Source organism: Idiomarina sp. X4, from assembly GCF_002808045.1.
Classification (GTDB): domain Bacteria; phylum Pseudomonadota; class Gammaproteobacteria; order Enterobacterales; family Alteromonadaceae; genus Idiomarina.
This window is the reverse complement of sequence record NZ_CP025000.1, coordinates 2,162,901-2,176,244: the sequence shown is the minus strand read 5'-3', so window position 1 is coordinate 2,176,244 and position 13,344 is coordinate 2,162,901. Positions and strand designations below refer to the sequence as shown.

General features: G+C 44.8%; 17 protein-coding genes. 8 read left to right on the top strand and 9 right to left on the bottom strand.

Translation table 11 applies throughout. The annotated features are described in order from the left end of the window. Positions 1-22: 22 nt before the first annotated feature. Positions 23-1,273, top strand: coding sequence for a DEAD/DEAH box helicase (locus CWC33_RS10535; protein WP_100691885.1), 1,251 nt, complete (start codon positions 23-25; stop codon positions 1,271-1,273). A 21-nt stretch (positions 1,274-1,294) separates the two neighbouring features. Here CWC33_RS10535 and CWC33_RS10530 read toward each other — a convergent pair whose 3' ends face one another. Together CWC33_RS10530 and CWC33_RS10525 are read right to left on the bottom strand one after the other, a co-directional pair. Further along, the gene (locus CWC33_RS10530; protein WP_100691884.1) at positions 1,295-2,206 is read right to left on the bottom strand and encodes a M14 family metallopeptidase; all 912 of its coding nucleotides are present in this window, start codon (positions 2,204-2,206) and stop codon (positions 1,295-1,297) included. Positions 2,207-2,275: 69 nt separating this feature from the next. Continuing rightward, positions 2,276-2,587: a YebG family protein gene (locus CWC33_RS10525; RefSeq protein WP_100691883.1), complete on the bottom strand. Its 312-nt coding sequence runs from the start codon at positions 2,585-2,587 to the stop codon at positions 2,276-2,278. Positions 2,588-2,721: 134 nt separating this feature from the next. Here CWC33_RS10525 and CWC33_RS10520 point away from each other — a divergent pair, with 134 nt between their 5' ends. Continuing rightward, complete coding sequence (locus CWC33_RS10520; RefSeq protein ID WP_100691882.1) at positions 2,722-3,906, top strand: MFS transporter; 1,185 nt, start codon at positions 2,722-2,724, stop codon at positions 3,904-3,906. Here CWC33_RS10520 and CWC33_RS10515 read toward each other — a convergent pair. Continuing rightward, a complete protein-coding gene (locus tag CWC33_RS10515; RefSeq protein WP_100691881.1) occupies positions 3,896-4,552 on the bottom strand; it encodes a flavin reductase family protein in 657 nt (218 codons plus the stop codon). The two genes, CWC33_RS10520 and CWC33_RS10515, sit on opposite strands and share 11 nt — an antisense overlap. Before the next feature lie 149 nt (positions 4,553-4,701). On the opposite strand from CWC33_RS10515, the gene CWC33_RS10510 reads away from it, so the two are divergent. Beyond that, positions 4,702-5,121, top strand: coding sequence for a hypothetical protein (locus tag CWC33_RS10510; protein ID WP_100691880.1), 420 nt, complete (start codon positions 4,702-4,704; stop codon positions 5,119-5,121). A gap of 171 nt (positions 5,122-5,292) precedes the next feature. Here the strand turns inward: CWC33_RS10510 and arfB are convergent, their stop codons facing one another. Then, positions 5,293-5,703, bottom strand: a complete 411-nt coding sequence (gene arfB / locus CWC33_RS10500) for an alternative ribosome rescue aminoacyl-tRNA hydrolase ArfB (RefSeq protein ID WP_100691878.1) — start codon at positions 5,701-5,703, stop codon at positions 5,293-5,295. Positions 5,704-5,890: 187 nt separating this feature from the next. Here arfB and CWC33_RS10495 point away from each other — a divergent pair, with 187 nt between their 5' ends. Then, a complete protein-coding gene (locus CWC33_RS10495; protein ID WP_100691877.1) occupies positions 5,891-6,886 on the top strand; it encodes a branched-chain amino acid aminotransferase in 996 nt (331 codons plus the stop codon). Between the two features lie 14 nt (positions 6,887-6,900). Here the strand turns inward: CWC33_RS10495 and CWC33_RS10490 are convergent, their stop codons facing one another. Both CWC33_RS10490 and CWC33_RS10485 read right to left on the bottom strand, forming a co-directional pair. Further along, positions 6,901-7,221 carry an antibiotic biosynthesis monooxygenase family protein gene (locus CWC33_RS10490; protein ID WP_100691876.1) on the bottom strand — a complete coding sequence of 107 codons (321 nt, stop codon included), beginning with the start codon at positions 7,219-7,221 and terminating at the stop codon, positions 6,901-6,903. 29 nt (positions 7,222-7,250) lie between these two features. Beyond that, positions 7,251-7,391 carry a DUF3149 domain-containing protein gene (locus CWC33_RS10485; RefSeq protein WP_100691875.1) on the bottom strand — a complete coding sequence of 47 codons (141 nt, stop codon included), beginning with the start codon at positions 7,389-7,391 and terminating at the stop codon, positions 7,251-7,253. Positions 7,392-7,584: 193 nt separating this feature from the next. On the opposite strand from CWC33_RS10485, the gene CWC33_RS10480 reads away from it, so the two are divergent. The 4 genes from CWC33_RS10480 (at position 7,585) to CWC33_RS10465 (ending at position 10,952) form a co-directional block, all read left to right on the top strand. Beyond that, positions 7,585-8,085 carry a BON domain-containing protein gene (locus tag CWC33_RS10480; protein ID WP_100691874.1) on the top strand — a complete coding sequence of 167 codons (501 nt, stop codon included), beginning with the start codon at positions 7,585-7,587 and terminating at the stop codon, positions 8,083-8,085. 132 nt (positions 8,086-8,217) lie between these two features. Next, positions 8,218-8,760 (top strand): PH domain-containing protein, encoded by a 543-nt coding sequence (locus CWC33_RS10475; RefSeq protein ID WP_100691873.1) that lies wholly within the window; start codon positions 8,218-8,220, stop codon positions 8,758-8,760. Continuing rightward, positions 8,753-10,303: a PH domain-containing protein gene (locus CWC33_RS10470; RefSeq protein ID WP_100691872.1), complete on the top strand. Its 1,551-nt coding sequence runs from the start codon at positions 8,753-8,755 to the stop codon at positions 10,301-10,303. Before CWC33_RS10475 ends, CWC33_RS10470 begins: the two co-directional genes overlap by 8 nt. A 61-nt stretch (positions 10,304-10,364) precedes the next feature. Continuing rightward, positions 10,365-10,952, top strand: a complete 588-nt coding sequence (locus CWC33_RS10465) for a DUF938 domain-containing protein (protein ID WP_100691871.1) — start codon at positions 10,365-10,367, stop codon at positions 10,950-10,952. A 16-nt stretch (positions 10,953-10,968) separates the two neighbouring features. Here the strand turns inward: CWC33_RS10465 and CWC33_RS10460 are convergent, their stop codons facing one another. The 3 genes from CWC33_RS10460 to CWC33_RS10450 form a co-directional block, all read right to left on the bottom strand. Then, positions 10,969-11,595, bottom strand: coding sequence for an OmpA family protein (locus tag CWC33_RS10460; RefSeq protein WP_100691870.1), 627 nt, complete (start codon positions 11,593-11,595; stop codon positions 10,969-10,971). A 94-nt stretch (positions 11,596-11,689) separates the two neighbouring features. Continuing rightward, the gene (locus CWC33_RS10455) at positions 11,690-12,259 is read right to left on the bottom strand and encodes a LemA family protein (RefSeq protein ID WP_100691869.1); all 570 of its coding nucleotides are present in this window, start codon (positions 12,257-12,259) and stop codon (positions 11,690-11,692) included. Positions 12,260-12,269: 10 nt separating this feature from the next. Next, positions 12,270-13,301, bottom strand: a complete 1,032-nt coding sequence (locus CWC33_RS10450) for a hypothetical protein (RefSeq protein WP_232709795.1) — start codon at positions 13,299-13,301, stop codon at positions 12,270-12,272. Between the last annotated feature and the right edge of the window lie 43 nt (positions 13,302-13,344).

Sequence of the window (13,344 nt, the reverse complement as noted above, 5' to 3'; positions counted from 1 at the left end):
TTAAAACAATTCCCGGAGCTTCATGTCCACAGAACAAAATCAGAACTCGTTTCAGTCACTAGGACTGAACGACAATATCTTACGAGCCGTAAATGAATGCGGTTACACCACCCCTACCCCGATTCAAGAGCAAGCCATTCCGACCGTAATGAAAGGTCATGACTTACTGGCAGCAGCGCAAACCGGAACCGGGAAAACAGCAGGATTTACGCTTCCTTTATTGCATAACTTGTCTTCGACGAAGACAGAAGGTAAGCCTGTTATTCGAGCGTTAATATTAACACCGACACGTGAGTTAGCAGCTCAGGTTGAGGATAACCTCAACACCTACGCAAAATACACAGGCCTTAAATCATTGGTCATTTTTGGTGGCGTTGGTATCAACCCACAAATTAATGCGTTACGTCGAGGTGTCGACATTTTAGTAGCAACCCCCGGACGCTTGCTTGACCATAGCCGTCAGGGCACGGTTGATTTAAGCAAAATCGATGTGCTTATTCTTGATGAAGCAGATCGCATGCTAGACATGGGTTTTATTCATGACATTAAAAAAGTTATGAAATTAATTCCTGAAGAGCGCCAGACGCTGCTGTTCTCTGCGACATTCTCAAAAGAAATAAAAGCATTAGCTCAACAATTTATGCACCAACCTAAACTGGTGGAAGTTGCTCGCCAAAATGCCACTGCTGATACAATCGAGCAGCGCGTTTATCCGGTTGATAAGAAACGCAAACGTGAGTTACTAAGCTACCTAATTGGCAGCAGAAACTGGCGACAAGTATTAGTCTTTACCCGAACCAAGCACGGGGCTAATCGTTTGGCGACTCAACTTAGCGACGACGGTTTACCAGCAATGGCTATTCACGGCAATAAGAGTCAGGGCGCCAGAACCAAAGCTTTAGCGCAGTTTAAAGCAGGGAAGTTACGTGTTTTAGTCGCAACCGATATTGCTGCACGCGGTATTGATATCGACGAATTACCACATGTAATAAATTTTGAACTACCACAAGTTGCTGAAGACTATGTGCATCGCATTGGACGCACCGGCCGTGCCGGCAGCGAAGGCGAAGCCGCTTCTTTAGTTTGCGTTGACGAACATAAGTTGCTACGCGACATTGAAAAACTGACCAAAAATGAGATACCGAAAGAAGTGGTTCCCGGCTTTGAACCGGATCCAAGCATAAAACCGGAGCCTATACAAAAACCAAGAGGCAACCGCCCAAATAATTCACGCCGCGCACCGAAGCATAAGCGTCCGGCGACACGGCGCTAATAACTTTACTGGTAGCTGGCTTTACTTTAAGAAATCCAGCCCACCCGTTACTGCAGCCACCTGAGCTTCAATACACTGCTCAGGTGTCGCTTTCGGGCTATCAGGATAAACCTCTGTTGTCGTAGCATACTCGGCGTTACTGAAGCTAATACAGAGCCCTAACTTTGAGGTTGGCAGTAAAATAACACCGCGTTGAGCAATATCTTCACCAATCAGTTTATTCTCTTCGTCAGCGTCGGCTATGTGTGTGACTTTCTCGACAGAGTCCAGTACCGCTTTTTGAAAGTCAGGGTAAGGCTTCTCTGCATTACCGACTAAATAAAAGCCGTCAGGAATATTCCAGTTGGTGTTCACAGTACCGTCCATTGCCGCTTTTGCCGGACGGAACTCACTGTTGTCAGTATCGGTAGTTTCATGCAGGTCGATGTGCGCCAAAATATCTACGTCCAAACCAGCAACATATTTCATAATATGTGCGCACTCACCTGCCGGAGACTCAGCAACAAATGAACGGTTAGGATCAATAGCGGCCGGGTTCCATCGGTTAATGGTTTCATAACCCCATGGACTTAAACATGGCGCAACAACGACATTAAAGTCCTCGGCATAACTATTGGCTTTGGTTTCAATAAAACGCAGCGCGCCATGAACCCCACTTGTTTCATAGCCATGCACACCGCCAGTGACTAATACCGTTGGCTTACTACTGTCCCAGCTCTTGGTTTTCACTGCGAACAACGGATAAGTAGCGCTCTCATAAGCCAGTTCACCATATTGCTCAACGTCAAAATCGTTTTTAAATGCTTCTATTTTACTAACGACATCATCAAAATATGAACGCTTTTGAGTTTGCTCCGCTAACCATTGCGCTTTTTCTTCTGCACCCCACGGCTTACCCGGAGTACCAATGTGGTAAATCGTTTCTTGCGTCATAGTCTGATCCTATCCATTACTTCTTTGAAAGAGGCAGCTATACTACCAAAATCTTCACAAGCACCAAAGCTACGCCGCTTTAGTCGACTCTTTACTTTCTGCTTTATTGTCAGCTTTCTCTGTCGGTGCTTTTTCCGCTTTCGGCTTTTTCGGTTTCTTAGCGCCCAGAGCAATTAATACATTTTCTCGTTCTTTCGCTAAAAACATCGCCATATCTTCAAGCTGTTTATCGTCAGTAAAAAGTTCGCTGCCCTCTATCAACGGCGTTAGCGCTTCTGCCATATCCAACATTTTATCGTGTGCATCGGCTTCGGCTTTCGAGGTAAATGTCATTTTTTCGGCTCCATCGCGAATCACTACGTATTGGGTTACTACAGCCATGGTTATGTCCTTTGCTGAGGTTTACAGATACTGGTTATTTATACAGTTATCAGTAAGTAATTGCAATAGTAGCCACATTCGCTAAACTGCGCACTCTTACTAAAGAGTATCACTACAGGAACATAGCCCGCCCCATGACTCAGTTTTCCAAAGCGCAAGTTCAACTGGCTATTTTTGCAATGGCTATTGGTAGTTTTGCTATTGGTATTGGTGAATTTGTCATTATGGGGTTACTACCCGATGTTGCCGCCGACTTTAGCACTGACACGAGAACAACCGGGCACTTGATCAGTCTGTACGCATTAGGTGTTGTTATCGGTGCACCGCTTATTACTATCCTCTTCGCGCGCTTTCCGCGTAAACCTATGTTACTGATACTGTTATTTGTTTTTGCTATTGGTAATTTTGCCAGTGCATCGGCGGACAATTACTTCTTGCTGCAAGTTTTAAGGTTTCTGACTGGCCTGCCTCACGGTGCGTATTTTGGTATTGCCTGTTTAGTCGCCGCCGATATGGTACGCCGAAATCAACGAGGTATGGCAGTTACTATGGTGATGATGGGCCTTACCATTGCGATTTTGATCGGCAACCCTCTTGCCACCTGGCTGGGACAGCTTATCGACTGGCGCACGGTCTACCACACCGTTGGCACGTTAGGGTTAGTTGCATTGGTTATGATTGCACTTGTTGTGCCACAACATCCGAACGAACAAAGAACCTCCGCCCGAGGTGAAATGAAAGCCTTGCAGAATCCTCAGGTTTGGTTAACCCTGGCAATTGGCGCCATCGGTTTTGGTGGGATGTTTGCCGTATTAAGCTACATAGCGCCTACGCTGATTAACGCAACAGGACTCGCCCCCCACTGGATACCGGTTGCACTGCTTATTTATGGTATCGGGTCGCTAGCCGGCAGTTTAGTGGGAGGCTGGGCTGCGGACAGAAGCCTTAAGTTAACGATAGGTGGCTCGCTTGCTTGGTCTGCGGTTGTGTTAGGTGTTTTTCCGTTTACCCTTGAAAGTATCTGGAGCATCATGCCAATGGTTTTATTACTGGGTAGTGCCGCGGCTCTTGTGCCGGCTCTTCAGGTTAGGCTTATGGACGTCGCCGGAGAAGCACAGACCTTAGCCGCATCGCTGAATCACTCAGCCTTCAATGCTGCAAACGCACTTGGTGCATGGCTTGGCGGCTTGGCTATTGTTTCACCACTAAGCTGGCAAGGCACCGGCTGGGTTGGCTGTGGCTTATCTTTAGCAGGCCTGTTGCTATTCTGGGTTACTAAAAAACACAGCCGCAAAGTACCGGATATTATCAGTCTTTAACTTCACCGCTGGTTGTCAGCTCCTGCAGCTCTTCGTCGGGCTTGGCGTATGACAAGCGTGCTGCCCGTGAGGTCAAGTGGTAACCATCTAATCCGGAAATGGTCATAGTACCGAGACCTTCAATGTCGATATAGCCATCACTTTGCACTGCATCCTCCTGCACATCTACCCAACGCACTTCGCCAACGATAAGCGCCGTGTCGTTGTGTTGTATCGGAATAATTTCAACCAACTGCATACCAATACGCAAAGAACTTTCAGCGACATAAGGTGCATGGAACCCATCCATAAACTCAGGGGTCAAGTCACAAGCGTCAAACTCGGACTGCTCTCTGGGATAGCGCGCTGACGTTTGATGGGCTTGTTTAAAAAAGCTCTCGCCAACATGATTAATAGTATACACACCACTTTCCTCGATATTCTCCCAGGTGTGCCTTGTCACTGACTGTGGACGCATGACAAAGCCAAGAAACGGCGGGTTGCTTCCAAGGTGCACAACCGAACTCACAATAGCCAGGTTATCCTGCTGGCGCCGATCGCGTGTACCTATAACATTGGCACTCTTAAAGCCAGAAAGACAGTTCACAAACCGGGCACGATCCCTGTCTTTCATTTGGGCTAAATCATTCTGTTTATAGTGTTTCATAGTGACCTCAAAGTTTACCTCTTATCTGTATTACGCAGAAAAAGCCACTTTTGATCGTTTAAAAAAGTCTTTACAAAAAACATTATTGCGAACAGTTATCATTTGCGTTAACTTATTTTCAGCAACAACAAAATGGGAAAGCGATAAAAATGAAAAATGCCTACACTGGTTACTTTAGCAGTCAGGGAAACCTGCAAAAAGCCACCCAGTACCTACAACAGAAGAACTATTGCAGCGTCACTTCGGTGCTGTTAGAAGCAATTGAAGATGCACGTTGCGCCGCAGAAGAAGCCGCTTTGACAGCCAATGCAATACAAACCTACACGACGGCGTCTATTTTACTCATCGCTGTTTATATTCGGATTAATAAGCCGCTTCTCGCTCAGGAAAGACAAGAAAGTGCAAACCGGCAACTTCAACAATGGCGCACCAATACGGACTCCATACAAATTAATGAGTTGTGCCGCTACTGCTGCCAGTTATTGATTACCGGGTGTCAGCACTCTCGCTGTGTTGGACACTACACTCAGCAACTTGAGGAGCTAAACCATGCGCAGGAACAAACCTGAACGTTTGCAACTGTCCATGAGCAAAGAGCAGTTGAAACATCTATTGTTAGAAAAGCGAGTTGTCGCGAGTGACATCCGTTGCTGTGACTACTGCAGCCAATGCGAATTAAAGGAACTTATACTGGAATGTGCCCGAATATCTTGCTCAGGTGAGACGAGAGATGTTAGTGCTTAGAACTCCTTTTTGCGAAGCACCTTTTTCTGGCCGTGCTGCTTCTTATTATTCAAGCGCTTCTCTTTAGCGGCGCGAGTTGGCTTAGTTGGAATACGTTTCTTCTGCGTTTTAGAAACACTGCGAATGAGTTCAGTCAGTTGCTCTAATGCCAACTCTCTATTCCTTGCCTGGCTTCGTGTTTCCTGACTTTTAATAATGACTTTACCGCTTTGAGTAATTCGATGGTCATGCTTTTTAAGCAGTCGTTGTTTATAAAAGTCAGGCAGCGATGACGCCTGGATATCAAAAATGAGCTGTGCGGCGGTAGCCACTTTATTAACATTTTGTCCACCAGCTCCACTGGAGCGAATAAATTGCCACTCTATTTCGCTTTCCGCAATTTCAACGCGCTGAGAAATATTAATCATCGAGGACGGTTATCTCTTTCTGAAGGTGAATACATACATGAAAACCTTTGTTGAACCTTATTTAGGATAAATTATTACCCGCGATTTTGAAACAAGCGGACATGTCTCCTGTCTCGTCGGTGTCATCCAATTGTTAAAAATTATGGTATATTATTGCGCAACTTTTTGACTCAAACAGGATTCATCTATGGCCGCTTTTGGCTCTGTATTTATGCCGCAAATGACGTTGGCGGCGTTTGAAAACTCAAACTGGAGCACGCCTGAACTGGTTTCCTCCGACGCCATTCAATTACACCCGGGTGCCCACGTTTTACATTACGCCAGCACCTGTTTTGAAGGACTAAAAGCGTTTCGACACGACGATGGTTCCATTAATATTTTTCGCATGGATCGCAACGTGAAGCGCATGCAGCAGAGCAGTGAGCTACTCTCGTTACCCTCATTCGACGAATCCATGCTTGAGAAAATGATTGTCGATGTCGTTAAGCACTTTAGTGACGAAGTACCTGCGCCGCCGGGCTCTATGTACATTCGTCCAACCCATATTGGCACCGAAGCCGCAATTGGTAAAGCCGCTTCTCCAACACATTCTTCAATGCTTTATGTGTTGTTATCACCTGTCGGCGATTACTTTTCGGGCGGCGATAAAGCACTGCGACTGTTGCTGGAAGAAAACGGCTCCCGCTGCGCGGCGCACATGGGGATGGTGAAAAGTGGTGGTAATTATGCCAGTGCACTACAGCCTATTTTAGAGGCGCGTGCCTCTGTCAATGCTGACCAAGTATTGTTCTGTCCAAACGGCGACGTTCAGGAAACCGGTGCGGCAAACTTTTTGCTAATTGATGACAATGAAATCATAACCAAAGCACTGGATACCAGCTTTTTGCACGGCGTCACTCGTGACTCTATTCTCACCATTGCTAAAGACTTAGGAATGACAGTGTCAGAGCGGGAACTAAGTGTTGAAGAATTATTAGAGCGCGCAGCAAAACCAAACTGCGAGGCCGCTCTATCAGGTACGGCAGCCGTTTTAGCACCAGTTGGTACTCTTATTCATGATGGTCAGGAGTTCTCAGTCGGCAATGGCAACACAGGCGAAACCACACTGAAGCTCCGCAAGGCCTTAAATGATATTCAATGGGGCAAAGCAGAAGATACACATGGTTGGCTAACCAAAATCTGAAATATGTAGCACTTTTAGGTCGTTTTTCCAGACGGTAAGACAACCCACTCGGGATCTTCGAACTCCCCTAAGGGCGTAATCTCACAAAACGGCGCAGCGCCGCGAATAATCTCAGCGACGTCTGGGTTGTGTTGGTTTTCCATTGCATCCCGCTGCGCCTTCGAGTCCCAGGATGCAATAGCAATCAGTGTTTTATCATCGCCAATTTTACGGTGGAGCTCGGTGCCTCGTGCGCCCGGAGCACGCTGAATAATTTCACTGGCTTTAACCCAAGCCTCTGCATAGTCTTCTGCTGTGTGTCCGTCTTTTATACGCACCTGAAAAATATATTTCATTACTCTCCTTTATGCGGTTATAGGTACGGTTATTTGCGCTTTTTCTCCGCCTTCACCATTTTTATGTAAAAAAATATGGCGTAGAAAAAACACATACCAATAACAATAGCCAGCCCACTAAAAGAAATAAAGATAACAGGGTCACTAAAAAACTCTCGCCATAAACTCATAACGGATACTCCTATTTTGTTTTCATCAGTTTATGAGAACGCAGCAAACCCGTTATTGAGCTAAATCAACTTATTGAATATCACTTTAATTTTTGTGGGTATTTTGAAAAACATCTGTAAAGAGCACCATAAACGTAAATTATTGTCCTATATTTAATAGCGTTAGTATTTTAGTTAACACTGGAGGTTAGTGATGAAAAACGTAAAAGCAGCTTTATTCGCAAGTTTAATTCCATTGTCGCTTCTAGCACTGTCTGGTTGTAGTGAACAAGAAGCAAACAAAGCAGAGTCTGAAGTTGAGAGTAAAATGGAGCAAGCTGAGCAAAAAGCAAAGGAAACCATGGACGACGCTCAGGAAAAGTCAGAAGACGCTTGGAATGAAACCAAAGAAACGTCTGAAGATGCCTGGAATAAAACCAAAGAGGAAGCTCAGGAAGCTGGCGACTACGCTGAAGAAAAAGCAGATCAAGCGGGTGACTACATCGATGACTCTATCATCACCACACGCGTTAAGGCCGTTATTTTTGAAGACGACAACCTCAACAGCATGAATATTAGCGTTGAAACCAACAACGGTATTGTTCAGCTGTCAGGTTTTGTTGAAAGCGACGCTGATATTGATACCGCTGAAAACTTAGCTTCTACCGTCGAGGGCGTGAAAGACATTGAAAACGACCTTCAAGTGAAGAAATAACGAAATCACTTAGTGTTAAAAAGAGCGGCAAATTAGCCGCTCTTTTTATTTGTATCAAAGCATTTCAGGCACTAGAAGGAGACTTAAAAGCTTGCTAACTTAGGCTCCAACAACAATAACAAGCAGCCTGTCATGTCTACCAGTTCATTTTCAAACGAGACAATCGAAAGCAGCAGCCTTCCTAAAGCTCGTGAACAACAATTTTTACCGTTAAGCCCTGCCTACGTTAAAGTTAACTTACTTTGTCGCTTACTGCTTTGGCTTGTGATTTTAGTCGCCTTGGTTGTTGTTTACTGGCAGCCTTGGTTTGAACTGCCCAGCCCTATGCAAAAAGCAATTCCCGGCTTACTCATTGCTATTGCCTCATTAGGGCTATTGCTATCCGTTTACGGCGTTATTGGCGACAAAATAAAAGGCTATGCGTTGCGAGAGCATGACTTAAGTTACAAAAGCGGCGTTATTTTTAAGTCAATTATCAGTCAACCCATCTTGCGAATACAGCACGTTGAATTAAAACATGGGCCAATCGATCGTCACTTTGGGCTTGCCTCTTTAGAGGTATTCAGTGCCGGCGGCGCTATGCATACGTTCGCTATTCCGGGCTTACCCGAAGAAAAAGCCCGCGAACTACGTCAGTATATACTTGAGCATGGTGATATTGCGGCCAATGAATAACGAGCAAATAATCGGTATTAACAATTCGACAGAAAAGTATCGCGATAAATGGCTAAAACTGTCACCCGTCGCGATTATTTATTTTGCTATTCAGTTTATTAAAAATACCGCCAGTAACTTCGTTTATTTAATTCCGGCATTCGTCATTGGATACCAGAAGCTGGCAGACAATATTATTTCTATTATTGTTGGTGTCACCGGGGTTTTGGTGTTTATTGCTGTTAGTGCGTTGGTTAAATTTTACTTTTACCAATACCGAATTACCGGGCAGCGAGCACAAATTCACTCAGGGGTTTTTCAAAAGAAGCACATAGATTTACCCTTTGAGCGCATTCAAAACATTCGCTTTGAGCAGCCTATTTATTACCGTTTTACTGATCACGTCTGCATGCTGCTCGACACTGCTGGTTCGAGTAAGGCGGAAGCAAAAATCATCGCCCTTCCCAAACCCGTCGCCGAGGCGCTTAAACAAGAAATACTGCTGTTTAAAGATCACAAAACCAACACTAAAAGTCAGCCAGAATCAAAGCAGCAGGAAGAGCGAGAAGCTGTTCTTAATACTCGTTCAGTAAGAGATCTCATTATTCACGGTTTAGCAAGCAACCGTATTTGGATTGTCTTAGGTGCGTTAGCGCCCTTTTTCAATTCGATTTCGGAACAAGTCATTGAAGGAATAGAAAGCTTCGGTGTCGATCTGGAAGCCCTCATGTCCTCCACTCAATACGCTATGTGGCAATACATCCTGGTTATAGCCTCGGCCACCTTCATTATTATTGCGCTACTAGCGCTAATTTCTGTCGTTGGTTCGGTTATTACCTTTTACGATTTTCGCCTGACTCGATCCGGCGACCGCTACATTCGTAGAAACGGTCTATTTACTCGCCATGAAGTGGCAATGCGACTGCGTCGACTACAGATGATCGTGTATCAACAAAACTGGCTTGACCGTCTGCTACAGCGTGTGAACCTGAAGTTCGAGCAACTCAATGCCAGTATTGAACGTTACAGCGCTTCTACAGCGGGCGGAAAAATCATGGTGCCTTCCGTTACTCTGAAAGAAGCAGAGGAACTGGCCGCAGACGCTTGGCCAAAACATCAAATGGGCACTATTAATTTTCACCCGATAAGCAAGCGCCTTATGGTTCGTAATCTATTAATCGCCTTTTGGTTGGTGATTGTACCTGCCATTGCCGCTAGCTACCTTGGTTACTACGAAATTTCACTTGGCTTCGGCAGCCTGTTTTTACTCCTTATTCCTCTTATTGTGCTGCGTTGGAAGCGCTGGGGTTATGCAAGCGACGATCAGTTTATATACATTCGTAAAGGTCTTATTGGCGTTAATTATCGCTGCTTCCCCATTCACAAAGTTCAACAAACCTCATTTTACCAAAGCTGGTTTATGCGGCGTTTCAAGTTGTGCACTGTCGGCTTTGTGCTCGCCTGTGGCGGCCAATCCATTCCTTTTATTAAAGAAATCTCCGGTGATACATTAATTGACGAAACGCTACATCAGGTTGAGTCATTGAAGAAATCCTGGATGTAAAACACAGCCCGCTTTTTTGTTAGAGTATCGGTTACTAACGACGACAACTGGGTCACATTTTATGGAATTGCCTTTCTCACAAGCTTGTGAAAACAATAAAAAGCCAATACTTGATGTTCTGAAAGTCGCTTTTGCTAAAGCTTCACATGTTTTGGAGGTGGGCAGTGGCACCGGACAACATGCTGTTTACTTCGCTAGACAACTCCCTCATTTAAAATGGCAGGCAAGTGACCAGCCAGCCTATTTATCGGGCATAAAAGCCCGAATTTTAAAAGAAGGGGTACCAAACCAGCCTTTGCCGTTTGAGTTTGATGTGTTTCAGTCAGCCCCTGATGGTCAGTTCGATGCTTTATTTACCGCCAATACCTGCCACATTATGCCTAAAGAAGGAGTGAAAGCACTGTTTGAGCATTTGGGAAATAGCCTTAAGTCGGTAAAGCTTTTATGCATTTATGGACCATTCAACGACAACGGTCAGTTTACCAGTGAGAGTAACCGCTCATTTAATGAATCATTAAAAGCGCGTGACAGCCAAATGGGAATACGTGATAAACAATGGATTGCAGAGCTTGCCGGACAACAGGGGTTTAGATTGAAGAGCACCCATGCTATGCCGGCAAATAATCAAATTCTGGAGTTTCAGCGTTAAACGTTACTGCTGAAACTTATTTGGTATTGGGGACAATTCGCAGCTCAACGCGGCGATTGAGTTGACGACCGCTTTCTGTGTCATTGTCTGCTATTGGCTGACTTTCACCATATCCCTCGGTTGTCACGCGACGAGTGTCAACGCCATTGCCCACCAAATGGTTACGCACAGCATTTGCTCGGTTTAACGACAATTGCTGATTGTATTCAGCGGTGCCTGTACTGTCCGTGTGTCCCTGAATAAGCATGGTGGTTTTCTCATACTTTTTCAGCACTCTGGCCACGTCATCTAACACAGGATCAAAACTCTGTGAGATAGTCGCGCTGCCTGTGGCAAATGTAATATTACTTGGCAGCTGCAGGCGAATGTTATCGCCCTCACGTATTACCTTAACACCACTATCTGCCAGTTCTTCTCTGAACTCTTCTTCCTGCTTGTCCATATAGGAACCAATAGCACCACCCGCTAATGCGCCAACTGCCGCCCCCCAGATATAACGGCTTTTATCGTGGTCGCCGGTACCTTTACCAAGCAATGCACCAGTTACAGCGCCAATGGTTGCGCCCTTCTGGGTATTACTCATATTTTCACAGCCCACTAAAGCGAGCGAGGTCATTATCGTTAATAACGCTAACTTCTTCATACCGTTTTCCTTTTTAACGCTTTGAGTACCATAAAATTAGCATTAATTCAGAAATTCGCTAACGCCATTTGCAGTTCTTTTACTCGCAGTGCTACTAAATATTGGGCTTATACTCAAAACCTTCTTCGGCTTGTGAGTCAGAGAAAGTTTTTATTTTTTCCTTACGATTCAGCATGGCATTAACCAGCGAGTTCGGAAAAACTTCAATACCGTTATTAAAGTCTTCAACGTTCTGGTTAAAAATACGAATCGCCGCCCCAATGTTTTCCTGTTGGTCGGTAATTTCGCGCATGAGTTTCTGATAGGTTTCTGACGCTTTCAATTCAGGATAATTTTCAACGGTGACATTTAAGCTCTTTAGTAACTCACCCGTTTTTGCTTCAGCCTGTTCCAGTTTTGTGGTATCAACTTTCCCGCTATCTAAGCCCTGTAGCGCACTGCGAAGCTCGGTGACTTTAGTCAGTGTTCCCTGTTCAAACTCTTTGTAATCTTTTACCACATCCTCTAAATGCGGAATGATTTTATTCTTCTGGCGCTCTTGCGTAATAACGTTTGCCCAAGCCCGTTCAACGGCATTCGCCCTGTTAATAATGGCGTTATAAATGGCAATAATAGCTATCACCAAAATTACCGCGATACCAACCGCTATCCATATTCCAGTCATTTGTCTGCTCCTAAAAATTACTGTCCAGTTTAGTCATTACATAATAAACATGACTCAGTGCCGCTCTTAGTTTTTCAAATTCCTGTTCGCCTTCTAACGCCTCAATAAAGGCGTCAAATTCGCTAATTTTTACTTTGTTGGGTGTTGCAATAAGATCTTTGTCGGCAAAGGACAAGCATAAATCGGCCTCGTCATTCACCTCGAAGTTTATTTTTGATAATACATTGCTAAGTTCTTCAAACGCGACAACAACCGTTGGTTTCATGGCTTTAGCCGCTTCAATTTCACTCGCCGCTATAACTTTAAATACCTTATTAAAACGGTTAGACGCAGGCTTATAAGTTGCCTTACCTGCCCCAGGAAGGTTAAAGCCAATAACCGCAAAATTACGCAGTAAACTAAAAGGCAAAATCAGACCATAACGATCATAATGATCGTATTCGCGCCGAGTACGCGTTCTAACCCGGCCGTTACTGTCTGTGTAAGTTTCGGTAACGATACGCTCATCGACGTAGTGAAAATGGTAGTAATGGTAGTCAAACGAGTATTCCTCGCCCTGGTAACTGCCTTTAAACAGTTCTTTAATTTCACGGCTGTAATTGCCCCGGTGAAACTCGCTAAAGCGTTGCTGAAACCGGTGAGCGGTAGCCTTACCGTTAAAACTTACCGACGTTAGGTTATTGTCGAGTAGACCGTCGCGCTGCAATAAAGCATGGGACACTTTCGACATCAGATGATGCGGATAATAGGCGGTAATACCGGCAAGCACCGTTAACAAACCACCAATGGCAATAATAATCCAGGTACTTTGCTGAAAATACTGACGTTGTGACCAGTCCCAGTAACCGAATACCGTTGTTGCTAATAATAAGCCGGTAAAAATAGCCCAGTAGACTTTTGTTTTAAATTGGTAACCACCGGGAAACGATTTCAGCTCGGAAATAACCGCGTCTAACTCCTCCCTGGAGCGGCTTAGCGATACTTTGCTTTTAATCGTGTTTAGCAGCGAAATAAGTGCTTTGTTGTTTTTATAGTAGAGCACGTTTAGCAATATCAATTTGTTTGAATTGAGGAAGAAAGCTTAA

Excerpts from the sequence above, each read along its gene's own strand:
- CWC33_RS10535 (WP_100691885.1), top strand. The coding sequence starts at position 23 with ATGTCCACAGAACAAAATCAGAACTCGTTTCAGTCACTAGGACTGAAC.
- CWC33_RS10530 (WP_100691884.1), bottom strand. The coding sequence starts at position 2,206 with ATGACGCAAGAAACGATTTACCACATTGGTACTCCGGGTAAGCCGTGG.
- CWC33_RS10525 (WP_100691883.1), bottom strand. The coding sequence starts at position 2,587 with ATGGCTGTAGTAACCCAATACGTAGTGATTCGCGATGGAGCCGAAAAA.
- CWC33_RS10520 (WP_100691882.1), top strand. The coding sequence starts at position 2,722 with ATGACTCAGTTTTCCAAAGCGCAAGTTCAACTGGCTATTTTTGCAATG.
- CWC33_RS10515 (WP_100691881.1), bottom strand. The coding sequence starts at position 4,552 with ATGAAACACTATAAACAGAATGATTTAGCCCAAATGAAAGACAGGGAT.
- CWC33_RS10510 (WP_100691880.1), top strand. The coding sequence starts at position 4,702 with ATGAAAAATGCCTACACTGGTTACTTTAGCAGTCAGGGAAACCTGCAA.
- arfB (WP_100691878.1), bottom strand. The coding sequence starts at position 5,703 with ATGATTAATATTTCTCAGCGCGTTGAAATTGCGGAAAGCGAAATAGAG.
- CWC33_RS10495 (WP_100691877.1), top strand. The coding sequence starts at position 5,891 with ATGGCCGCTTTTGGCTCTGTATTTATGCCGCAAATGACGTTGGCGGCG.
- CWC33_RS10490 (WP_100691876.1), bottom strand. The coding sequence starts at position 7,221 with ATGAAATATATTTTTCAGGTGCGTATAAAAGACGGACACACAGCAGAA.
- CWC33_RS10485 (WP_100691875.1), bottom strand. The coding sequence starts at position 7,391 with ATGAGTTTATGGCGAGAGTTTTTTAGTGACCCTGTTATCTTTATTTCT.
- CWC33_RS10480 (WP_100691874.1), top strand. The coding sequence starts at position 7,585 with ATGAAAAACGTAAAAGCAGCTTTATTCGCAAGTTTAATTCCATTGTCG.
- CWC33_RS10475 (WP_100691873.1), top strand. The coding sequence starts at position 8,218 with ATGTCTACCAGTTCATTTTCAAACGAGACAATCGAAAGCAGCAGCCTT.
- CWC33_RS10470 (WP_100691872.1), top strand. The coding sequence starts at position 8,753 with ATGAATAACGAGCAAATAATCGGTATTAACAATTCGACAGAAAAGTAT.
- CWC33_RS10465 (WP_100691871.1), top strand. The coding sequence starts at position 10,365 with ATGGAATTGCCTTTCTCACAAGCTTGTGAAAACAATAAAAAGCCAATA.
- CWC33_RS10460 (WP_100691870.1), bottom strand. The coding sequence starts at position 11,595 with ATGAAGAAGTTAGCGTTATTAACGATAATGACCTCGCTCGCTTTAGTG.
- CWC33_RS10455 (WP_100691869.1), bottom strand. The coding sequence starts at position 12,259 with ATGACTGGAATATGGATAGCGGTTGGTATCGCGGTAATTTTGGTGATA.